Below are 23,615 nucleotides of genomic sequence, written 5' to 3' on the forward strand. Positions count from 1 at the left end.
ATAGATTCCTTTTCCGTAATCACTTTTTTTTCATCATTTTTTTGAGTACAAAATAACCAAGTGCGCAAACAATAGCAGCAAGTGCAAAATATTTCACATATGGCCCAGCTACTTTATTAATACTTTCCCACTCTGTTCCTAATTTAAAGCCTAAATATACAAACACAATTGACCATGGAATAACAGCTAGTGTAGTTAGCGTAATAAACTTAGCATGTGACATTTTCGCAATACCGGCTGGTATCGAAATAGCATGACGCACAACAGGAATAAAACGCGCTGTAAAAATAACACCAGTTCCGTAACGATTAAACCATGCTTCAGCATAATCAATATGTTTCTTCTGAATCAAAATATATTTTCCATATCGCTCTAGAACAGGTCTTCCTCCATATCGACCGATCCAATAAATAAATAGTTGTGCGATTACACCACCAATTGTACCGAACGCGACAGCACCCCAAAATGTAATGCTTCCTGTTGATACTAAATAACCTGCATAAGATAATACGATTTCACTTGGGATAACCTCTAGCATTAATCCAAGCATAATTCCCCAATAACCAAGTCCTTCTAGAAAAACTAAAACTGAATGAATCAACTCTCCTAACATCATTTACCTCTCTTTACTGTTTTCATTGCAAAAAATAAAAGTACAAGCAGTAAATATCTTGTACTTTTATTTTTTAAAAATTTATCTAGTCTTCGTATCCCACTTAAAGATTTTATTTAAAAATTTATATACATTCTTTGATTCTTTCGTTAGAAGCGGACCTAAAATGGATAGTATCAGCACATATAGTGCTGAGAATGGTTTCAATACCGACATTAAACCACCCGCGATACCGATATTAGCCATAATAATTGAGAATTCTCCCCTTGAAACGATTGTCAATCCAATATTTGTTGATGCTTTATGAGATAATCCAGCTTGTCGTCCTGCAATCATCCCTGCTACGAAGTTTCCGATTATCGTCAGAAGTACAGCACCTAACGTTAACCATATTGCTCCGCCCAATGAGAATGGATCAATACTTAATCCGAAACTGAAGAAGAAGATAGCTCCGAAAAAGTCTCTAAATGGAACAACAAGATGTTCAATTCGATCACTATGCTCTGTTTCAGAGAAAACTAAACCTAAAAGAAGTGCTCCGATTGCTTCTGCAACATGAATTGTTTCTGAAAAACCAGCGATAAAGAACAACGAAGCAAATACTACAATAATAAAGATTTCATCGGAACTAATATTGAGCAATCTATTTAATAACGGCGTAGCCTTTCTAGCTACTACGAAGAATAGAAGCATATATCCTAAAGCAATTCCAATTGAAGTGAGGGCACCTAAGAACGAAGCATGATCCCCAAGGACTAAGCCAGAAACTACTGATAAATATACAGCAAGGAATATATCTTCAAACATAATAATTCCTAATATTAATTCGGTCTCATTATTACCAGTTCTTCTTAAATCCACTAACACTTTAGCAACGATGGCACTAGAAGAAATCGTAATAATACCCGCAATAATTAAGATTTCAAGTAAAGGGAAGCCCATTATAAATCCATATAATAATCCAAGTGAAAAGTTAATTAAAATATAAATCGTTCCGCCAATCGCAATAGAACGTCCAGATTTAATTAGTTTTTTCATCGAAAACTCTAGCCCTAGATAGAACAGAAGGAACAGAACTCCAATCCTTCCAAGGAAGGAAATTACACTTGCACTTTCAATAAATTTGAGATCGATAACACCTATTGTCGGCGCATGCGGTCCTACTAACATGCCAAGAACAATTAGAAAAGGTATTACTGAGAATTTAAACTTTCCAGCGATTACTGCCGCAATTGCTACTAAAACTAAAGCTGTACCAACTTCAAAAATTAAAGTATCCATCTAGTCAGTCCCCCTATTCGAAAGTAACTCATTAATAATTTTTTTAATTTCTTCTCTCTCACCCGAAACTACAAGCATATCGCCTTCTTCAATTACTGTTTCTGGTCCTGGATTAAATAGCTTTTTCATATTCTTTTTCATAACTGCAATGATCGTTACGCTATATGTTTTTCTTATTTCAAGATCGCCAATTGTTTTTCCGATTGCTGGAGCTGTATTCTCTACTTTAAACCACTCAATCGCTAAACCTTCAAAGACCATTTCAACATTTTCTAATGCTCTAGGCTTGTATACCATTCCACCTAATATTGCTGCAATTTGTCTTGCCTCTGAGTCACGTAATGAAATACTTGAGATGCTTTCTTCATGGTCTGAATCAAAATGATACATTTCTCTACGCCCATCATCATGAATGACAATCACCATCTTTTCGTTACCTTTCGTAACGATTTGAAATTTGTAACCAATACCCGGAAGTTCACTTTCTCTAATATTCATATTTAGCTCCTCCATAACAATTTTTATTTAAATTTTCTGTTTTTCCGTCTTTTATTCATCCAATCAATTTTAGAAATTCTAACCATTCAGGATACCTGTGATTTGGAAATCTTTTATTGTAATAATAAGTGGCTCCTAAAAAGATACTTAAAGATGTAATGATAAAAAATAAATTACTTCTCATTTTCAAACTCTTAAGACTTACTTTCAATAAAGATTCTTCTTTCAAATTATCCCCTCTTTTTCGCTTTAAATTTAGTTTTTTAAAATGTAAATAATTCTAAAAATATTACGATGTAACATAATCATAACACAAAACACGTTTAAGTAACATGATTTTTTAGAAAAATTGATTCTGGTATATTTTTTGCATATAATTTTCTTATTACGAAAAAAAGGAAGTGTATTATATGGTTGATATCTTTAGCAGATTCCTTGAGGTAACGAATAATATTTTATGGTCATATATTCTTATTGCAATGTTAATCGGCTTCGGTCTTTATTTCTCTTTCAAATTAAAATTTGTCCAAATTACTCATTTCCGTGAGATGGTCAGTTTAATTAGTAAAGGATTTAATCGAAAAGAAAAAAAGAAAGATAGCATCTCTCCATTCCAAGCATTTTGCTTAAGTGCAGCAGCACGTATTGGTATCGGGAACTTAGCTGGTGTAGCATTAGCCATTTCAATGGGTGGACCTGGCGCAATATTTTGGATGTGGTTTATCGCTATCCTTGGAGCAGCTACTAGTTTTGTAGAATGTACGCTCGCGCAAATTTATAAAGTAAAAGATGGAAGCAGATTCCGTGGTGGACCAGCGTATTACATGGAAAAAGGGTTAAACAAACGCTGGATGGGTGTTTGGTTTTCACTTCTTATTACAGTTGCGTACGGATTAATTTTCAATTCTGTACAAGCAAACACGGTAACAATAGCATTTGAAAATGCTTTTGGACTAGAGCGAACGATCGTAGGAGCTCTATTAGCTTTATTAGTTGCAGTTATTATTTTTGGTGGTATCAAGAGCATTTCACGTATTACAGAAATGATTGTTCCTCCAATGGCGATTGTTTATATTGGTGTGGCTATTTTTGTCGTTATTAACAACTTCAATATGTTACCAAGCATTTTTACAGAAATATTTAACAGCGCATTTGGTTTAGACCAAGCTATCGCTGGTGGTATTGGAGCAGCAATCAAATTCGGAATTCAGCGCGGTTTATTCGCGACAGAAGCAGGTATGGGTAGCTCTCCTAATGCAGCAGCAACATCAGATGTATCTCACCCTGTAAAACAAGGACTTGTTCAAGCATTAGGTGTTTTCGTAGATACATTCTTAGTATGTACATCAACAGCGTTTATCGTATTATGTTCTGGACTTTACAAAGGATCGAATTTAGAAGGTATTGAATTAACACAACAAGCCTTAAGTTCACAAATTGGACCGTGGGCAAGTACTTTCTTAGCGATTATTATTTTCCTGTTCGCTTTCAGTTCTTTACTAGGAAACTACTATTATGGTGAAACAAATATCGCATTCATTAAAGAAAGCAAAACATGGTTACTGATTTATCGTGTTGCAGTTGTCGGAATGGTGTTCTTCGGATCTATCGCTGCCCTTCAAACGGTTTGGAGCTTAGCTGATTTCTTTATGGGACTAATGGTATTTACAAACTTAATTGCCATCTCATTCCTTAGCAAGTTCGCCTATGCGGCATTAGTAGACTATATAAAACAAAAGAAACAAGGAAAAGATCCTGTTTTCATTGCAAGTTCTATCCCTGGCTTAAAGAATACAGAGTGTTGGGATGGACAGGATGTAGAAGAAAATAAAAAAGCTGTATAATAATTAAAAGCGGATGCGGCTCGTTCAGAATGTGAGGAGGATGGAGCTTTTGACGTAGAGGCGCTCTTTGCCTCGCAGGAAGAAGCGAAGCCACCGAACATTCTAGCCGCTGGAGCTATATATCAAATAAAAAATCCCTATTACTTCACAGTAATAGGGATTTTTTATTTACAACAGTTCATAATTTGTTCAAATTAATTCCAGCAAAAGGGTTGATTTATACAAATTACTAGATTATAATAATTATAAATTAGTAATTTGTATAAAATAATAACTCAAGAGGAGATTGATCATAATGAATACACAAGTAATCGAAGCATTAAACAAACAAGTAGCAAACTGGAGCGTTTTATTTACAAAACTACACAACTTCCATTGGTACGTAAAAGGACCTCAATTCTTCACACTACATGAAAAATTTGAAGAGCTTTACACAGAATCAGCTACTCACATCGATGAAATCGCAGAACGCATTTTAGCAATTGGCGGCAAACCAGTAGCAACAATGAAAGAATACTTAGAACTATCTTCTATTCAAGAAGCAGCTTACGGAGAAACTGCAGAAGGGATGGTCGAAGCAATCATGAAAGACTACGAAATGATGCTAACTGAACTGAAAAAAGGCATGGTAATCGCTCAAGAATCTGACGACGAAATGACATCTGACCTACTACTAGGCATCTACACAGAACTAGAAAAACACGCTTGGATGCTACGTGCATTCTTGAATCAATAATATAACTAAAAGCGCAAGCGGCTCGTTCAGAACAGGAGGGTGTTGGAACTCCTGATTACGAGGCGCTTTTTGCCTCGAATGAAGGAGTGAAACAACCGACTGTTCTAGCCGCTGGAGCTGGATAATATGTAAAAGCGGAGGCGACTCGTTCAGAGTCGCTTTTTTCTATGAGGTTGCCGCGCATGAAAGTACATGAAAGTATATCAGCGATTTCCCAATTATATCGGCGATTCCATCAAATATATCGGCGATTTTTTCATTATATCGACCGTTTCATCAAATATATCAGCGATTTTTCAATTATATCGACTTACCGACAAAACACGACAATATTAACACACCTCTCCCCTACTTTTATCAATATATTACAATCTCTTTTATGTTAAAATATAGGAAACACCCTTTAGTAATTAGATCCAAAAAAGCTTGTCCAAGTTCATCATTTACTACTTAAATGACGGGAGTGGTTCAGTTGAAAGACTACTTAATTAGAGCATTTTTTGCGTTAATAACAGTTGGGATTCTCTTACTCATAGCTAATATTTTCAACATACGTGTCGAGGTTAAAGACTATGCTTTCCTCGTTGTTGTAGCTATTGGTGGCGGTTGGGGTGGCTGGTACCTGTATAAAAAACAAAGTAATCAAAATGATAAAGGCATTCCAAAGTAATATGGAATGCCTTCCTTTTTATTTCCGTCTATAGTAAATAACGAAATTCAGACCACTGATCAAAACAATCCCAATAAACATATTAGAAGACTGCACATCGCCACCTAAACTATATTCATCTGCAATAAATCCTAACATAACAAGTGTTATCGCAGAAACACCAATACATATAACCGAAATAAACCAAAGCGAAAACTCGTTAATCAGCTCTTTCCTCTGTCTTAAAACAATTAGCATAACAAGAATAGATGCTGCTAAAATACTTTTAAAAACAGGACGTAAATACACAAACTCCTCCATCTATTTCTCTTTTCCAAAAACGTTATATATAAATATTAACATATTTAACTAACTTAAAAACACATGCCTTTTTACGATAAAAAAGACATGTGTTTCTATAAATCGCTATAAAAATGTACTATGATAATTGCTTCCACTTCGTCCCCAAGACAGGACGCTTGTAATTTTGGATTTCATGAATTAGTTTATCTGCCGTCTCAGCGGAAACGATTAACTCTTTATTCGATGGATTCATAAAGCCTTCTTCTGCTGCCCGTTCAACCATTTGCAAAATTGGTCCGTAAAAATCTTTAATGTTCAATAAACCAATCGGCTTATTATGTATACCAATTTGTGACCAACATACAACTTCAAATAGTTCTTCAAAAGTTCCATATCCGCCTGGTAGTGCAATGAAAGCATCCGCAAGCTCTGCCATTTTCGCCTTGCGCTCATGCATTGTTTCTACTTCAATTAATTCTGTTAATCCTGTATGTACGATTTCTCCTCGAAATAGACCGCGCGGCATAACACCTGTTACACGTCCACCTAAACGAAGAACTTCGTTTGCCACTTCTCCCATTAATCCAACGCATGAACCACCGTATACGAGCTCATAGTCGTTCTCAACAAACATTTTGCCTAATTCCATTGCCTGCTCTTTAAATTCTGGTCTCTCCCCTAAATTGGAACCTGCAAACACACAAATCTTTCTCATTCCTACACCCCGAAACTATATATTGTTATGATACAATTGACATTGTACAACATATTGAAGGGATGAGGAAGAAATGGATATCGTTGCATTTCAAAGATGGGTTGAGGAATTTTACGAAAAACGAAGCTGGTCGCAGTATGATTCCTTTATTCGCTTAAATTTCTTAACTGAAGAAGTTGGGGAAGTTTCACGAGTTGTTCGCGCAATTGAAATCGGCCGCGATCGTCCTGATGAAGATGCGAAAACAGAAGAAGAGCTAAAACAAGAACTAAAAGAAGAACTTGGTGATGTACTATCTAACCTTATTGTTCTTTCACAAAAATATGATTTAGATTTACAAGACATTATGGAAGCACACGTCACAAAGCTTTCGAAAAGGTTTGAAACACCTAAATGAGAATGTTATCAATTATGATATAATATTATTGTCACAATAATAAGGAGGATTTTATGTTATCTAAAAAATTGCACGACGCATTAAATGAACAAATGAACTTTGAATTTTACTCTGCCCATGCTTATATGGCAATGGCTGCTTACTGTACAGCTGAGAGCTATGATGGATTCGCTAACTTTTTCCTTGTACAAGCTGAAGAAGAACGTTTCCACGCAATGAAGCTTTACAACTATATTAATGACCGCGGCGAGCGCGCTATTATTACTGGATTTGATAATCCTAATAACGAATACGAATCTGTATTAAATGCTTTTGAAGTCGCACTTGAACACGAGCGTGAAGTAACGAAACGTATTTATCACTTATCTGATATCGCTTGGGATGAGCGTGAGCACGCAACAATTACATTCTTAAAATGGTTCGTTGATGAGCAAGTAGAAGAAGAAGCTTCATTCGATAGCATCATTCAAAAACTAAAACGTATTACAAGCGATTCAAACGCACTATTTATGCTAGATGCTGAGCTAGAGAAACGTACATTTACGCCTCCAGCTGAGTAATATTGTAATCACCTTAATGAGTGTATTAAGGTGATTTTTTATTTTCTCTCTAGCTTAAAATCACCTTAAATTTCCTCGTATTTGACATAGAAACAGTAAATAAATGGTATTATTTTCAATATAAAACAATATAAGAGGAGAGAAAAAATGAACCAACGTGTAGAATTTGTTGACGCCATTCGTGGTTTCGCTTTATTTGGCATTTTGCTTGTTAATATAACATTAATTCAATTCGGATTATTCGCTAATGAAAAACCCACTTATATTTTCGGAAAACTCGATGAAAGTGCTAATTGGTTTATTCAATTTTTCGGCACACAGAATTTTATTTCCCTATTCTCTTTTTTATTTGGGCTTAGCATTATTTTGTTACAAAAAAGTATTATTGCAAAAGGAAAAAAATTCTTCCCGACATATATAAGGCGTATTATCATTCTTTTACTACTAGGCTACATTCACGGCACTTTTGTTTGGGAGGGAGATATTTTATTTGCCTACGGGATTGTCGGGATTTTCTTAATGATGTTCATCAATCGAAAACCAAAAACGTTACTCATTTGGGCATCCATTTTATTAGCACTCATTATGTTCGCATCTTATCAATCTGAACCAACATCAAACACGTTCAATGATGTCGCACCTTATATTGAAAAAGAGCATAAAGTTCATGAAACTGGAAGCTATATGGATCATATCAACTTTAGATTAACTGAAAATCCTTTTGATTACATGGGAATTAACGGTGTCTTCGGATTAGTTATCCTGTCAATTTTCGCATTAATTTTTATGTCTCCACTCTTCTTACTCGGCATGTACGTAGGAAAAAAGGGGTGGTTATTTGAGATTGATAAACATATGTCTGCTGTCAAAAAAATATGGCTTATTACTGGTATTTTCTCTTTTACAATCAAAATTTTAGCCACGTTCGTAAATCATCCGATTTTAATTATGTTACAGGCAGGTATTACACCAGTAACCATGACCTTCTTTTACGGAAGCACAATTATTTTATTGTTCCATTACAAAAAAGCGTCGCGCTTACTAACATACATGGCGAACATGGGAAAAATGTCAGTTAGTAATTACTTAGCTCAATCTATTATCGCAACAACTATTTTTTACGCATATGGGTTTGGCTTATACGGTAAAATCGGCTATTTCTTCGGTGTTCTTTTAACCATTGGAATTTATACGATTCAATTATTCGTTAGTACCTATTGGCTACAGAAATACCGAATGGGGCCTGTAGAATATGTGTGGAGACTGGGAACTTATTTAAAAAGACCACGATTTAAAAAAGACTTGGATAAAGCAAGTTAAACAAAAAAACAATGAGCCTACGCTCATTGCTTTTCTTAATTTATTAAAGCATAACCCCAACGATAATCGCTGATAATATACTTACTAACGTTGCACCGTATACAAGTTTTAGTCCGAATGATGATACAACATTTGCTTGTTTGCCATCGATACTCTTCGTTGCACCTGCGATAATTCCGATAGATGAGAAGTTCGCAAATGATACAAGGAAGATTGATAAAATACCTACTGTACGGGCTGATAACTCACCAGCTACTTTTCCTAGATCAAGCATCGCAACAAATTCGTTCGTTACTAATTTCGTTGCCATAATTTGTCCCGCTGTTAGCATCTCTGATGTTGGAATACCCATTACAAATGCTAATGGTGAGAAGATATATCCTAAAATGCTTTGGAATGTGATTCCGAAAATAGAATCGAACACACCGTTAATTGCTGTAATTAATGCCACGAAACCAATTAACATTGCCGCTACTGTTACAGCGATAGAGAAACCTAGCATAATATATTCGCCTAACATTTCAAAGAATGTTTGTTTCTTATCTTCTTGTAATTCTAAAATATCGTCTTCTTCGTTTACGTCATATGGATTAATGATATGAACGATAATGAATCCACTAAATAAGTTTAGTACAAGTGCTGTTACTACATATTTCGGATCAATCATTTTCATATAAGAACCAACGATTGACATTGATACTGTTGACATTGATGATGCACAAAGTGTATATAAACGATTTTTCGGTAATTTGCTTAGTTGATCTTTTACTGTAATAAATACTTCACCTTGACCAACAATTGCAGCTGCTACCGCGTTGTATGATTCTAATCTTCCTAAACCGTTAATTTTACTTAATACGAAACCGACTGCACGAATGATAATCGGTAAAACTTTAATATGTTGTAAGATCCCGATTAATACTGCTAAGAAAATAATTGGTAATAATACTGTTAAGAAGAATGGTGCTTGTCCGTCATTTGCTAGCCCACCAAATACGAAATTAACCCCTGCTTCCGCAAACTTTAAAATAGCGCCAAATCCATCTGCAATCCCTTTTACTAATACAAATCCGATCTTTGTATTTAGTAAGAAATACGCAAGTACCAATTGAATTACAAGCATAAGTGCAATTGGCTTATATTTAATTTTCTTACGATCTGAACTTATAAGGAAACCTAGTACAAATACTACAAGTAAACCTACTAGAAACATTACTAGTTTCATATGTGAATCCTCCACTTCTCCTACGAGTTATTGGTCGTATAACGTATAACGAATGACGTCTGACCATTGATGTTAAAAAATTTAAAACCCCTAAATATTATTCAACTGTTATCTAAAATCAGTAAGCGTTTACATAAATTGCAATTTATAAAAGGTAGTCTCTTCTCTCCTACCATACTTGAAAGTCTGAAATTGATACCACCTACAAATCAAATTGTAAGCGTTAACTAATTGAAATGCAATATAAATTTTAAAATATTTTTATATGTTAATATATTCCTAAATAATTGGTTTTTTCATGTAAATTTACCATAAAAAAATAGCCCTAGCTATGAGCTAGGACCATCTTTTTTACCCCGCTTTAACGGGCAGTAAGACCCCCACCTCAAAATTCAGCGAAAACAAAGAAGTTAGGTGGGTGATTAACTGCCCGTAAAAGCCCGATTGGTGAAGGCTAATAATCAGCGGGGGATAAAGCCCCCACTGATTAAAGTTTCACTTTATAACATAACACCAACGATAATCGCCGATAAAAGACTTACTAATGTCGCACCGTATACAAGTCGTAATCCGAATGATGAAACAACGTTTGATTGGTTTTCATCGATTCCTTTCGTTGCACCTGCAATAATTCCGATAGATGAGAAGTTCGCAAATGATATGAGGAATACAGAAAGAATACCGACTGTACGAGCTGATAACTCACCAGCTACTTTTCCTAGATCAAGCATCGCAACAAATTCATTCGATACTAATTTCGTTGCCATAATTTGTCCCGCCGTTACCATTTCTGATTGCGGGATACCCATTACGAATGCTAATGGTGAGAAGATATATCCTAAAATAGCTTGGAATGTAATGCCGAACACTGAATCAAACAAGCTATTGATTGCTGTAATTAATGCTACGAAACCAAGTAACATCGCTGCTACTGTAATCGCAATCGTGAAACCAAGCATAATATATTCGCTTAACATTTCAAAGAATGACTGCTTTTTCTTATTTTCTAACTGCAATGTATCTTCTTCTTCCGTAATATCATACGGATTAATAAGATGAATAATAATGAAACCACTAAATAAATTTAATACAAGTGCTGTTACTACATATTTTGGCTCAATCATTTTCATATAAGAACCAACGATTGACATCGATACTGTCGACATTGAAGATGCACATAGTGTATATAAACGATGTTTTGGGATTTTACTTAATTGATCTTTTACTGTAATGAATACTTCTGCTTGCCCAACAATCGCAGCTGCTACCGCATTATAAGATTCTAATTTCCCTAAACCATTTACCTTACTTAACAAAGTACCAATAGCACGAATAAATATCGGTAAAATTTTAAAATGCTGCAGAATTCCGATTAATACCGCAAAGAATACGATTGGCAATAATGCCGTTAAGAAGAATGAAACTTCTCCTTTATTAACAAGGCCTCCAAATACGAAAACGATTCCAGCTTCCGCATATCCAAGAAGCGCTCCAAATCCATCAGAAATTCCTTTTACTAAAATATAACCAACTTGCGTATTTAATAAGAAATATGATAATACCAACTGAATAACAAGCATAACCATAATTGGTTTATACTTAATCTTCTTTCGATCGGCACTTATAAGAAAACCGAGTACGAATACAACGAGTAATCCTACCAGAAACATAACAAACTTCATTAATAAAATCCTCCATTTAACTCTTCTTTAATGTTGAACGTCTGACCATTAGAAATGAGAAATAATCCGAACTTTCCCTTTATCACTAAAAATATAAAAATGAATATAAAAATCCGTCTAATCTCTTATTCCAAAGCCATTAATCATTCTAACACAAATTACAACTCACATCTGCATTTTTCTAAAAAAAATACATTTTATTATAAAACTCTCATTAATGTTCGTCTTTTGCCTCTCTCCCTTAGTTTATTGCTATAAAAAAACGAGCATCAAATTTCTTTGATGCTCGTTCCTTTTTTATTATACAGCTTTTTCTTTATCTGCTACTGCTGGCTTGTCCCAGCACTCTGTGTTCGTTAAACCAGGGATAGAATCTGCACTGAAGACTGGATCTTTTCCTTGTTTCTTTTGTTTCACATAGTCCGCTAATGCTGCATACGCAAATCGGCCAAGAAGTGTAATCGCAATTAAGTTTGTGATTACCATTAGACCCATAAATAAGTCTGCCATATTCCATACAACTTGAAGTGTCGCAACAGAGCCGAATAGTACCATTCCAACTACCGCAAGACGATAAATCGTTAACCAAGTTTTACTTTGTTTAATAAATTCAATATTCGTTTCACCATAATAGTAGTTTCCTAGAAGTGAACTGAAAGCAAATAAGAAAATAATAATAGCTAAGAAGCCGCTTGCCCACGAACCAATCTGTGAACTTAGCGCAACTTGCGTTAATTCAATACCTTCTAAATTTGTTGCTTTATATGCACCAGAACATAGTACGATAAATGCTGTTGATGTACATACTAAGAATGTATCTACTAAAACTCCAATTGTTTGAATAAAACCTTGTTTCGCTGGATGCGTTACGTCAGCTGTTGCTGCCGCGTTCGGCGCACTACCCATACCTGCTTCGTTCGCAAATAATCCGCGCTGAATACCATATTTCATCGCAGCACCAATACCGCCACCTACAGCTGAATCTAAACCGAATGCACCTTTAAAGATTTCTGTAAACATATCCGGTATTAAATAATAATTTTTAATAACAACGAACACAGCTACTGCAATATAAATAATTGCCATCGGCGGAACAATCATTTCTGACATACGCGCAATACTTTTCACACCACCAAAAATAATAACCGCAACTAACACCGCAAGTACAATCCCTACAACATAACGCTCAATACCAAATGCATTTTTAAATGCTAATGTCACTGTATTTGCTTGTACTGAGTTGAAAATTAAACCGTAACTAATTGTGATCAGAATAGAGAACCAAATCCCCATCCAACGTTTATTTAAACCTTTTTCCATATAATAAGCAGGACCACCACGGAAGCCACTGCCATCTTTTATTTTATAAATTTGTGCAAGCGTACTTTCTACGAAACTTGAAGATGCTCCAATAATCGCAATAACCCACATCCAAAATACAGCTCCAGGTCCTCCCATAGAGATAGCTAGCGCTACACCAGCTAAGTTCCCGATACCAATACGAGCTGCTGAACTCATACAAAATGCTTGGAATGACGATACACTTCCCTTTTTACGTGTCTTTCCAGTTAAGCCATCACCCATTAGTCGAACCATTTCCCCTAAATGAGTAATTTGTACGAATTTCAATTTAATAGAAAAATAAAGCCCTAAGCCGATTAACATTGCAATAAGAATATATGACCAAAGAATCGTATTCATTGATGAAACGAACTGTTCTAAAATATTCATACAATTAGTCCCCTCCCTTTTTTCTTCATAAATTGAATTATATTTAAAAAATATTCAAAAATCAACATTTTTCGACAGGATATTGCTTCCATGTGTTAGATTTTATAACATGATCATGTTATTTGTTATGTTTTATGACTTTGTATTTATAAAATGCACATACTAAAACAATAAATAATCCATTGACAAAAAAGCCAACCTGTAACTATAATGATTACATCATGTTGTAACAAACCTAATTACACCAAATTCATTCATTTTCACATATACACTTTAACAAAACACTTTGGAGGGATTTATTATGAAAATCGGAATTATCGGAGCAGCTGGTAAAGCTGGAAGTCGTATTTTAAAAGAAGCATTAGATCGTGGACATGAAGTTACTGCAATCGTAAGAGACGCTGCAAAAATTACAGACCAAAACGTAAAAGTTTTAGAAAAAGATGTATTCTCTCTTACATCTAACGACCTACAAGCATTTGATGTAGTGGTAAATGCATTCGGTGCTCCAGCAGGACAAGAACATCTTCATGTAGATGCTGGAAACGTACTTATTGAAGCTGTGAAAGGTGCACCTAATACAAAATTACTTGTTGTTGGTGGAGCTGGAAGCTTATTTGTAGACGAAGAAAAAACAACACGTGTATTTGATACACCAGGTTTCCCTAACGAATACCTTGCAACAGCCCAAAACCAAGGTAAAAACTTAGAAATCCTACAACAAACAAATGATATCACTTGGACATTCATCAGCCCTTCTGCACTATTCGCATTAGGAAAACGTACTGGTTCTTATACAGCTGGCAAAGACAATCTTCTTGTTAACTCAAAAGGCGATAGCTACGTAAGTTACGAAGACTTCGCAGTAGCAGCACTTGATGAAATCGAAGCTCCAAAACACGTAAACGAACGCTTCACAGTAGTTTCTGAAGCTGAATAATAAAAAACGCGCATAGATACAATATCTATGCGCGTTTTTTATTATAATGTTCCCTTTACTTGTTCTAATCCACTTTGAGTGATTTTAAATACAACTTCTGTTGAAGCTACTTGTTCTACTAACTCATTCTTTTTATACCATTTCAGACGACTTGGTTCTGCATGATACACTTTTACAACATCCCCATACTCAAATGGAGTACCATTTACTTGTTCTGCAAAATTCTTTGAAGTCTCTTGTCCTTCTGCTGTTACATGCTTTTTCTCATTTCCATTTTGATCATAAATCGCAAGACCTAAATACTGTTCGTTCACAAAACGATAATGAATCACATCATTCGTAAATGTTGCATGTAATTTCTTTTCGTCATGATTTAATGTAACGATTGAACGTGTTACATTGGACACACCTTGATATACTATACTATCCCCATATGTTACTTCCACAGGAACTTCTGTCACTTTCTTATTTCCGAAACGATCTTTCGTTTCTACTTTTACTTTTTGTTCTCCGATTTTTGTTGTACTAGGTTTTTCCACAAAACCAACTACTTCTCCACCTTTTACTTGAACAAAGTTTTTTGCATCTAATTTTTCAGCGTCTGTTCCGATTGTCACTTTTTGTGGTACTGCTGTTACTTCTTGTAAGCTTTCCAGTTTTTCAAAACCTTTTTCCGTTATTTTAAAGTACAACTCTTGTTCCACGTTCCCTTTACCGTTACCTACAAACTCATTCTTTTGATACCACTTTAATCGATTTGATTCTGCATGATATACCTTAATAACATCACCATATGCGAAGTCTACACCATTCAACTGTTCTGCAAAACTTTCAGAAGTCTCTTGCCCTTCTACCGAAATAACTTTCTTTTCATTTCCATTTTGATCATATAGCGTGATTCCCATATATTTTTCATTCTCAAAACGATAATGAACTTTAGAATCCGTAAATGTTGCCTGTAGCTTTTTCGTATTATGATCCGCAGTTACGACAGAACGCGTTTTATTACCATCACCTTGGAAGACTAAACTATCGCCATACATTACTTCCAATGGCACTTCTGTCACTTTCTTATTTCCAAAACGATCTTTCGTTTCTACTTTTACTTTTTGTTCACCGATTTTTGTTGTATTCGGTTTTTCTACAAATCCGATTACTTCTCCATCTTTCACTTGAACAAAATCTTTTGCTTCTAATCTTTCAGCATCTGTTCCGATTACTACTTTTTGCGGTACTACTGTTACTTCTTGTTGAGCTTCCATTCTCTCAAAGCCCTTTTCTGTTACTTTAAATAATAATTCTTCCTCTACCTTCGCCCTACCTTGGCCGATAAAGTTATTATTTTGATACCAATTAAAGCGATCTGATTCTGCGTGATACACTTTTACAACGTCACCATACTCGAACTCTAACCCATTAATCGATTTTGCGAATTCTTCCGCATTTTCAACACCTTTTACAGTTGCTTTCTTTTTCTCATTTCCATTTGGATCTAGTAATGTGAATTCAAAATACGCATCTTCTTTAAAATAATAATGCACTTGATTAGAATCAGCTGTCGCACTAAACTTTTTCTGATCGTGTTGCAGTGTTACAATCTATTTAATATCAGTACTATAATTGAGCCCTTTGAATACTAAGCTATCACCATAACCAACATTTACTACAACAGGAATTAAATTTTTATTCCCTTTTTCATCTATAATTTCTACTTTTACAGTTTTTTCTCCAACTTCAGGCTTATCTTGCATAATCACACCTGTTGTTTTTACACCTTCTCCTAAATTCTGTACAAGTTCTTTTGCTTTTTTCTCATCATATGTAGTACCAATTACTACATTTTGTATTTTTTCATTATTTGGCTCGCCATATGGAATTTCATATAACTCAGTTTGTTTTTCACGAATTGGATTGCTATCTGTAGATAACCAAACTTCCTTTTCTAATTTTGGTAAATTTAATTTTTCAATCTTCTCTCTAGTATCATCATTTGGAATTATTCCCCATTTATCAAAGAAAGGAATTAAATTTTGCCCAGCTACTTTTGACGTCATGTAAATAAACATCTGCTTTTTCTCTTCATCAGATTTAGGCATTTCTGTATCATGTAACATACGATACATTTGATGTAATTTCGGATAGAACTGGTCTCCATAAGCTAAATGCAACTGCCAAAACATAACTAATTTTTCGAATTCATTCATCTTCTCTTGCGCATTCGGTTTACCTAGATAAGCAAATGCGGCTTCATAACGATTTTCTTGCTCTAACCTTGTTTTATGTCCAAATGCAGTTTGAACTGCTAAAGAATAAATGTTAACGGTTACTTCTCCAAGCCCCTCCCATAACCAAGTGTCCTGTTGATGTTGATGCCCCACTTCATGCCAAGGTCCCCATCCATCAGCAGTTAACTCTTCTAGATTTAGTACTGACTCTAAATTCCCTTTACTATAAGCTGTTCGATAATAAGTCGCATACATATAATTGTCCGTATACCAGTCTTCAACATAATGAATGGAATGTTTGCCTTGATTCGCAACACCCACACCATCTTTTGATAAACCCGATATCTTATGCTCTATATTAATTATTTCATCCTGTTTCTTTAATAACGCAGCTGGATCTTCTTGCTTCAAATGTTCCGCCACAGTCTCAGGATGCATAGTTAATAAACTATTTTCCCCTTTCATTTCGATTGCATATGGATTCGGTGATTCCTTCAACATACGTTTCCAATCTTCTGGCGTATGTTTACCTAAAATAAATAAAGGATTTGGTATACCACCTTTTTTTACTTTAGCAACTACTTCTCCTGTGTTGTGATAATTATAAAAGTATAATAGCCCTCCATTCGGAGAAGAAATTTTATTTTCACCAGGATTTAAATTGAATTGTTTAGGTTCTTCTTTTTCATAAGAATATGTGCCAATATAAGCTTTAATCTTTTGATTCCCGTCTACTTGAATAACTACTTCTTCACCTGGCTTTACATAAATACCAGTTGGTTCATAGGGAGAAAAACTCATTCGACGCTGATGCAACTCACGCATCTCATCTACATCACCTTTTGGCAGCAATTTATACACTCGCTCTTCTTGGTGTTTCTCCTTACCTTCAATCGTCATCTCTGCATACGCTTTAGGCACTTCAAGACCATATGGTGCTAATAACGCAGCTAAACAAACACCAGCTACTAATACCCTACTCTTCTTTTTCTTTGACATAATCTGTGTCCCCTATTCCTTATGTAGTACAAACCATCCTAGATATATTCATTTACTGTAAAATTAATTTATTTTCATACAATCATGTAATATATACAACTCAACCTCGCGCCCCGATACCTCTTATCATCGTTCACTCTACATGTATTCGCTTTCTTATATAATAAAAATTTTTAAAACAAAAGATTCTCCCCACTTTTCTCTATACTTTGTGATGAGTTCTCTTTTTCATGTCAAAATAATGATGGGAGGTACTTTTATCAAGTATTGTTGTCTATACATGAAAAATGTGTATAAATATCTCTTTTTTTACAACTCATTCATAGACATCCATCTATGGACAGTTTTTCCACATCGAATTGTACACGATTTCTTTTTCATTAGATAGCCTTTTCGATTAGATTAATATTACAATTTTATGAATTTAATCCAAAAATCGTAATGTTTAGATTTCTAACTTTTAATGTTATTTTAAAATAAAAACCTGCCGGAAAGATACTATTCTTTCCGGCAGGTTTTTATTAATCCAGCATTCGTTTCATTATAAATCCTTTTCCACTTACCCATTCACCCTCAATTTCACCAGTTAAATGAAATCCAATTGATTCATATAGTTTTTGGGCAAGTTTATTTTCTGGATGTATGCTTAAATATATAACTTTTCTATTATATTCCTTTTGTAAATACTCTATTAGCAAACGTAATAATGGTTTTGCATAACCTTTACCTTGGCATTTACTATCAATCATAAATTGATTTAAATATACAGCCTTCTCTTTTTCTTCAAACCAACCGTACATCGCGTATCCGATTGGCGTGTCACCGTCATAAAACCCTACCGAAGCAGCATCACCTTTATATTTTGTATCAGCATCGACTAAACAATCTAAAACCGTACTTTCAATAAATTTAAGCTGTTCGCCGGTTACTTTTAAATTAGCAATTTCATTTCGATTTTCATTTGTTATTTTACAAATATGAAGAGTCATAATTCCCTCTCTCTTTCTAATTTCTCATTTTCATTATACCTTACGGTGGTGTAAAGAAGCCAAAACAGCCTAATTCTAACCCTTTTTCGTACTTATAAAAAAGGGTTACTGTAGTAATTTCCGCACCCAAAATTTAGGCCAAGAAAAAAGCATCGGCAAATGCCAATGCTTTTTCTACTATCTTTTAATTTGATTCGGCTTATGTGGTTCATTTGGAGTATATGGTTTATTTGGTTTATGCGGGCCTTCAGCCTTTTTCCAACTTACCGCTAACTCCGGACTCGTTTTCTCTTCACTACGCTCTAATAATACAACCGCATTTTGAATAGTCGGTGTACCTTTATGTGCAATTCCTTGTAATTTCGTTAAATTCCCTGATACTTTAAAGCTAAATCCACCCGATGGTGTTTGTTTCGGAATTAAAATGCGGAATTTTTCTCCTACATTAAATTCAGTTTTTGCTTCGCCTTTTTCATTTACAAACTTCGCGCCTTCTGGTGCACCTGTTGCTTGTACTTTATACGTTCCACTTTTCGCGTTTGTTTCTACTGTATATAGACCTGTTTCAAAGAAATCATTTTTTAATACTGCTTCTTGTTCTTCTGTAGGAGTTACACTCATCGTAATTTCTTGTAAATCTTCACTAGCGCTTGCTTTTGCAACGATATCTTTCGTTACTTTTTCTACATTTTTATTACGGAAATCTAAATCGTTAATATCAATTTGTTTTAAAGCATTCCACACCGCAAGCTGCGTTGCGTAATGTGCCTCTCTCCAATCGGAAACACCTAATTCTTGTGGACTCTTCTGTGGATATCCATTTAATAGTACACGGTACACGTTAATATCCACTTTCCCCATTTCCGGTAAATCTTGACCGCTTGGAGATTTCAAATCTACATTTAGGCAAAAGGCAATTTTTCCGTCTGCTGTTTTAATAAGTTCTGTTCGAATCGGCTTTTTCTTTGACTTACTATAACTCCAATCCATTTCATACTTTGTATGATCCATAACTTCTGCGGATGCCTTTTGAAGTGGAAATAATAAGTTCGCAAATACAAATAAAACACTCAAAAAAGCGGCCATTAGCTTGAACGATCTTTTTATATTCATGTCTACAACCCCTTATTAAATAACAAATTTACTCCTGTTTATTATTTAGTTAGAATTTTTTTTTATACATAAGCGCAACAAAAAAAGAGTGCAAACTGTTTGCACTCTTTCCCTCTACTTGTTTAGAAATCAAAATTATCCGGATCTGGACCGACGCGGTGGTTTTGGTTTAATGCATCGATTTTTTCCATATCTTCTTTTGTTAATTCAAAGTTAAATACATCAGCGTTTGCAATAATGCGGTGCTCTTTCGTTGACTTTGGAATTGTAATCACTCCATTTTGTAAGTCCCAACGTAAGATAACTTGCGCTGTTGTTTTGCCGTGTTTATCAGCAATTTCTTGTAATGTTTCGTTATCTAATAGTTGACCTTGCATAAGCGGTGACCATGCTTCCATTTGAATACCTTGTTCTTTACAGAAAGCTTGTAGTTCTTCTTGTGTTAAACGCGGATGATATTCCACTTGGTTAATCATCGGTTTAATTTCTGCACCTTCCATTACATCCTTCAGGTGATGGATTTGGAAGTTACTTACACCAATTGCACGCGCGCGCTCTTCCTTATAAAGTGTTTCTAAAGCTCTCCACGAATCTTTATATTTCCCTTCTACAGGCCAGTGAACAAGATATAAATCTAAATAATCTAGTTCTAATTTTTTTAAGCTCTCTTCATATGCAGCAATTGTTGTTTCATATCCTTGATCTGCATTCCATACTTTTGAAGTGATAAATAATTCTTCTCTTGAAATCCCAGTCGCTTCGATTCCAGCACGGATTCCTTCACCTACTGCTTTTTCATTTCCATAAATCGCAGCTGTATCGATGCTGCGGTATCCTGCTTTAATCGCCGATTTTACAGCTTCTACAAGTTCTGGTCCTTCTTCTACTTTAAATACACCTAAACCGAACCAAGGCATTTCTACACCGTTATGCAATGTTGTTTTACTTTGTAAATTTTTCATTTTATTTTCTCTCCTTTATTTTGCTTGATCTCTTTTTTCTAATGTCATACTCCACGCTGTTAAAATAACAGCACCTACTACCATAATGCCACCTACCCAAGCAGTATGGATTAACCCTAACGAGTTCGTTACAAGACCACCTATATAAGAACCGAGAGCAATCCCCGCGTTAAATGCGGCAATGTTCATTGCTGATGCCACATCGACAGCGCTCGGTACAAAGCGTTCAGCCAAAATAACGACATATACTTGTAGTCCTGGAACATTCATAAATGCGAATAGCCCCATGAAAATAATTGTGATTAACCCAGCGACTTTAAATGGTGCTGTAAATGTTAAAACAAATAATATAATCGCTTGAATAAAGAACATGTAAAATAGCGCTCGAATCGGATTATGATTCGATAATTTTCCGCCGACCATATTCCCTATCGCAATTGCGATTCCATACACTAATAAAATGATGGTAACAGTACTTGCTTCAAATCCTGTTACTTCTTGTAATAGCGGTGATAAATACGTAAATGTTACGAATGTTCCGCCGTATCCAAGTGCAGTAATAATGAAAACAAGTAACAGTCTTCCATTCTTAATTAGTTTGAACTGATCACGAAATGATACAGGTACACCATTTTTTAAATTAGATGGGACTAATATACTGTTTGCGATTAAAGCAACGATTCCAATTACCACAATCACCATAAACGATGCTCTCCAGCCAAATTGTTGACCAATAAATGTTCCAATTGGGACACCTGTAATCGTCGCAACCGTTAAACCAGTAAACATAAAAGCAATTGCGCTAGCACGTTTATTCTCTGGTACAAGTGCAGCCGCAATTGTAGATCCGATTGACATAAAAACGCCATGCGCAAACGCAGATACAATCCTTGCGATAATTAGTACAGTGAAGCTTGTTGCTACTGCCGCAATACCATTACCAATAATGAAAATAACCATAATCCACATTAATAATGACTTTCGCGACATACTAGCCGTTAACGCTGTTAAAACAGGAGCTCCTATTGCCGCTCCTAACGCATATAGGGAAACCGTTAAACCAGCTGTTGTAACCGAAACATTTAAATCTTTCGAAATGGATGGTAATAAACCGACACTAATAAACTCGGTTGTACCAATCCCAAACGCACTAATTGCTAGTGCTAATAAAGCAAACATACTTCTTTGATTCGTCTGAACAGCTGAAGAAGATACTGTATATGAATTCAATTGAACTCCTCCTTAATGCAAGAAATCCAATCATAATAGTATGATAAAAAGGCCTTTTTATCTTCTACAAAAATAATGTTACTGCTGATATATGCTATTATGAATGGCTTCACTCTTTTTTTGAAGAACGCACTTTAAAGTACGATAGGTACCAAAAAGTAACATAGGCACTTTTTAGTACCGTACTACTCATTTCCCTCTTACGTATGCTATTATGAAACATATTCAACACGATAAAAAGTACGTACTTTAAAGTGCTATAGGCACTAAAAAGTAACATTTAACTTATTTAGCTTCTTTTGTTGAAGAACTGAAATTTACATTCATCAAAGGAGATTTTTATATGAAGAAATATAATATTCCTGTGGAGGCAACTTTAGAGGTTATCGGTGGAAAATGGAAAGTCGTTATTCTTTGCCACTTAACGAAAGGTACAAAGAGAACGAGTGAACTAAAACGTTTAATGCCTGGTATTACACAAAAGATGTTAACCCAGCAATTACGCGAGTTAGAAGTAGACGGGGTTATTCAAAGAAAAGTATACAATCAAGTACCACCAAAAGTAGAATATTCCCTTACTGACTACGGATGGTCTTTAGAATCAATTCTCGATTCTCTTTGTACTTGGGGCGAATGCCATCTTGAAAAAAGCGGTAACACATCGATGCTAATTACAGAGGGTGAACAATAAGAAAAAGGAAAAAATGAACATAAATTTGTCCGTTTTTTCCTTTTTTTCTATATATATATGTACATTTCTAACTTAAACAAAATAATTTATGCGCTTTCATGCCTTGCCAGTACTAGGTTATACGCTCAATATCAAATAATTAGGAATCATTTTTATGTTAACATAGGTGTATATAGTATATAATATAGGATATATATTATATACACTTTCCGATAAAGGAACTTTCCATTATGCGGACAAGCCATGTATCGGACAGTTCATAAATAATAGGTAGGACATTATGGTTTTGGATTTATGATTTCAGCTTACTTGCTATCATAAATTTAAAGGCATTTTATTGTGCTTTGTGAAACTTTGTATAAAGTTTCGCAAGCGTTTAGCTTACCTATCAAAAATAAGAGTATTGCTATCGTAAAGGAGAATTGGAGATGCCAGAAACTATGACTCAAACAAAGCCAGAACAAGAAACTGTACAAATTTCTGCTAGCCAAGGACAACTTGATGTACTTGATCAGTTGTTAAAACCTGAGGTACAAGAATCATTAACAACACTAGTGGAACAGCTTCCAAAATTAACTGAGCTTGTTAACATTTTAACTAAATCTTATGACTTCGCTCAAACTGTTGCTACTGACGAAGTATTAAAAAGCGACACTGTTAGCGCAATCCAAGAGATTGTAGAACCTGTAAAAGATACAGTGAAAAGCATGGCTGCAACTGCAATCGAAGCGAAAGATCGTGCTGATGAAAGCAGCGAAGTTATCGGCCTGTTCGGTCTGTTAAAATTACTAAAAGACCCACAAGCACAAAAAATGTTCCGCTTTGTTAACGCATATCTTCAAGTTAGCGCAGAACGTAATAATAAATAATTTAACTTATAACAACAATTAGTAAAGACGGGGGATATCATAC

At 35.0% G+C, this 23,615-nt stretch carries 21 protein-coding genes and 1 pseudogene; 9 read left to right on the forward strand and 13 right to left on the reverse strand.

The features are described 5' to 3' along the window. Positions 1-19 precede the first annotated feature (19 nt). From uptA to ACFWDE_RS02375, 3 genes are all read right to left on the reverse strand, one after another. A complete protein-coding gene (gene uptA / locus ACFWDE_RS02365; RefSeq protein WP_071748102.1) occupies positions 20-613 on the reverse strand; it encodes an undecaprenyl phosphate transporter UptA in 594 nt (197 codons plus the stop codon). Positions 614-694: 81 nt separating this feature from the next. Beyond that, positions 695-1,894, reverse strand: a complete 1,200-nt coding sequence (locus ACFWDE_RS02370; protein WP_377889778.1) for a cation:proton antiporter — start codon at positions 1,892-1,894, stop codon at positions 695-697. Further along, entirely contained in the window at positions 1,895-2,392 is a 498-nt protein-coding gene (locus tag ACFWDE_RS02375) for a cation:proton antiporter regulatory subunit (protein ID WP_001026076.1), read from the reverse strand. 410 nt (positions 2,393-2,802) lie between these two features. Here ACFWDE_RS02375 and ACFWDE_RS02380 point away from each other — a divergent pair, with 410 nt between their 5' ends. From ACFWDE_RS02380 to ACFWDE_RS02390, 3 genes are all read left to right on the forward strand, one after another. Next, positions 2,803-4,236: an alanine/glycine:cation symporter family protein gene (locus ACFWDE_RS02380; protein ID WP_377889781.1), complete on the forward strand. Its 1,434-nt coding sequence runs from the start codon at positions 2,803-2,805 to the stop codon at positions 4,234-4,236. Positions 4,237-4,531: 295 nt separating this feature from the next. Beyond that, a complete protein-coding gene (locus tag ACFWDE_RS02385) occupies positions 4,532-4,972 on the forward strand; it encodes a Dps family protein (RefSeq protein ID WP_002034654.1) in 441 nt (146 codons plus the stop codon). 472 nt (positions 4,973-5,444) lie between these two features. Continuing rightward, positions 5,445-5,642 carry a hypothetical protein gene (locus ACFWDE_RS02390; protein WP_000656312.1) on the forward strand — a complete coding sequence of 66 codons (198 nt, stop codon included), beginning with the start codon at positions 5,445-5,447 and terminating at the stop codon, positions 5,640-5,642. A gap of 18 nt (positions 5,643-5,660) precedes the next feature. Here the strand turns inward: ACFWDE_RS02390 and ACFWDE_RS02395 are convergent, their stop codons facing one another. Both ACFWDE_RS02395 and ACFWDE_RS02400 read right to left on the reverse strand, forming a co-directional pair. Beyond that, positions 5,661-5,942, reverse strand: a complete 282-nt coding sequence (locus tag ACFWDE_RS02395; RefSeq protein ID WP_002068154.1) for a hypothetical protein — start codon at positions 5,940-5,942, stop codon at positions 5,661-5,663. Positions 5,943-6,060: 118 nt separating this feature from the next. Further along, positions 6,061-6,639 carry an LOG family protein gene (locus ACFWDE_RS02400; protein ID WP_483861740.1) on the reverse strand — a complete coding sequence of 193 codons (579 nt, stop codon included), beginning with the start codon at positions 6,637-6,639 and terminating at the stop codon, positions 6,061-6,063. A gap of 73 nt (positions 6,640-6,712) precedes the next feature. On the opposite strand from ACFWDE_RS02400, the gene ACFWDE_RS02405 reads away from it, so the two are divergent. From ACFWDE_RS02405 to ACFWDE_RS02415, 3 genes are all read left to right on the forward strand, one after another. After that, the gene (locus ACFWDE_RS02405; protein WP_377889784.1) at positions 6,713-7,036 is read left to right on the forward strand and encodes a MazG nucleotide pyrophosphohydrolase domain-containing protein; all 324 of its coding nucleotides are present in this window, start codon (positions 6,713-6,715) and stop codon (positions 7,034-7,036) included. 53 nt (positions 7,037-7,089) lie between these two features. Next, complete coding sequence (locus tag ACFWDE_RS02410; RefSeq protein WP_000949400.1) at positions 7,090-7,596, forward strand: ferritin; 507 nt, start codon at positions 7,090-7,092, stop codon at positions 7,594-7,596. Between the two features lie 147 nt (positions 7,597-7,743). Beyond that, entirely contained in the window at positions 7,744-8,916 is a 1,173-nt protein-coding gene (locus ACFWDE_RS02415; RefSeq protein ID WP_377889787.1) for a DUF418 domain-containing protein, read from the forward strand. Between the two features lie 43 nt (positions 8,917-8,959). Here ACFWDE_RS02415 and ACFWDE_RS02420 read toward each other — a convergent pair whose 3' ends face one another. From ACFWDE_RS02420 to ACFWDE_RS02430, 3 genes are all read right to left on the reverse strand, one after another. After that, a complete protein-coding gene (locus ACFWDE_RS02420) occupies positions 8,960-10,141 on the reverse strand; it encodes a NupC/NupG family nucleoside CNT transporter (protein WP_377889789.1) in 1,182 nt (393 codons plus the stop codon). A gap of 500 nt (positions 10,142-10,641) precedes the next feature. Then, the gene (locus ACFWDE_RS02425; RefSeq protein WP_377889791.1) at positions 10,642-11,823 is read right to left on the reverse strand and encodes a NupC/NupG family nucleoside CNT transporter; all 1,182 of its coding nucleotides are present in this window, start codon (positions 11,821-11,823) and stop codon (positions 10,642-10,644) included. Between the two features lie 300 nt (positions 11,824-12,123). Continuing rightward, the gene (locus ACFWDE_RS02430; RefSeq protein WP_377889793.1) at positions 12,124-13,554 is read right to left on the reverse strand and encodes an alanine/glycine:cation symporter family protein; all 1,431 of its coding nucleotides are present in this window, start codon (positions 13,552-13,554) and stop codon (positions 12,124-12,126) included. Between the two features lie 301 nt (positions 13,555-13,855). On the opposite strand from ACFWDE_RS02430, the gene ACFWDE_RS02435 reads away from it, so the two are divergent. After that, entirely contained in the window at positions 13,856-14,494 is a 639-nt protein-coding gene (locus ACFWDE_RS02435) for an NAD(P)-dependent oxidoreductase (RefSeq protein WP_377889795.1), read from the forward strand. Between the two features lie 41 nt (positions 14,495-14,535). Here the strand turns inward: ACFWDE_RS02435 and ACFWDE_RS02440 are convergent. From ACFWDE_RS02440 to ACFWDE_RS02460, 5 genes and pseudogenes are all read right to left on the reverse strand, one after another. Next, positions 14,536-17,718 (reverse strand): annotated as a pseudogene (locus ACFWDE_RS02440) (putative mucin/carbohydrate-binding domain-containing protein). Between the two features lie 521 nt (positions 17,719-18,239). Then, a complete protein-coding gene (locus tag ACFWDE_RS02445) occupies positions 18,240-18,707 on the reverse strand; it encodes a GNAT family N-acetyltransferase (RefSeq protein ID WP_377889797.1) in 468 nt (155 codons plus the stop codon). Positions 18,708-18,884: 177 nt separating this feature from the next. Then, a complete protein-coding gene (locus ACFWDE_RS02450) occupies positions 18,885-19,820 on the reverse strand; it encodes a thioester domain-containing protein (protein ID WP_377889799.1) in 936 nt (311 codons plus the stop codon). 122 nt (positions 19,821-19,942) lie between these two features. Next, positions 19,943-20,782 carry an aldo/keto reductase gene (locus ACFWDE_RS02455; RefSeq protein ID WP_377889801.1) on the reverse strand — a complete coding sequence of 280 codons (840 nt, stop codon included), beginning with the start codon at positions 20,780-20,782 and terminating at the stop codon, positions 19,943-19,945. A gap of 15 nt (positions 20,783-20,797) precedes the next feature. Next, positions 20,798-21,961 carry an MFS transporter gene (locus ACFWDE_RS02460; RefSeq protein WP_377889963.1) on the reverse strand — a complete coding sequence of 388 codons (1,164 nt, stop codon included), beginning with the start codon at positions 21,959-21,961 and terminating at the stop codon, positions 20,798-20,800. A gap of 394 nt (positions 21,962-22,355) precedes the next feature. On the opposite strand from ACFWDE_RS02460, the gene ACFWDE_RS02465 reads away from it, so the two are divergent. Together ACFWDE_RS02465 and ACFWDE_RS02470 are read left to right on the forward strand one after the other, a co-directional pair. Continuing rightward, the gene (locus ACFWDE_RS02465) at positions 22,356-22,703 is read left to right on the forward strand and encodes a winged helix-turn-helix transcriptional regulator (RefSeq protein WP_002144974.1); all 348 of its coding nucleotides are present in this window, start codon (positions 22,356-22,358) and stop codon (positions 22,701-22,703) included. A gap of 428 nt (positions 22,704-23,131) precedes the next feature. Continuing rightward, positions 23,132-23,572, forward strand: coding sequence for a DUF1641 domain-containing protein (locus ACFWDE_RS02470; protein ID WP_002174139.1), 441 nt, complete (start codon positions 23,132-23,134; stop codon positions 23,570-23,572). Positions 23,573-23,615: the final 43 nt, after the last annotated feature.

It is taken from the genome of Bacillus sp. NPDC060175 (genome assembly GCF_042728695.1).
Taxonomy (GTDB): Bacteria; Bacillota; Bacilli; order Bacillales; family Bacillaceae_G; genus Bacillus_A.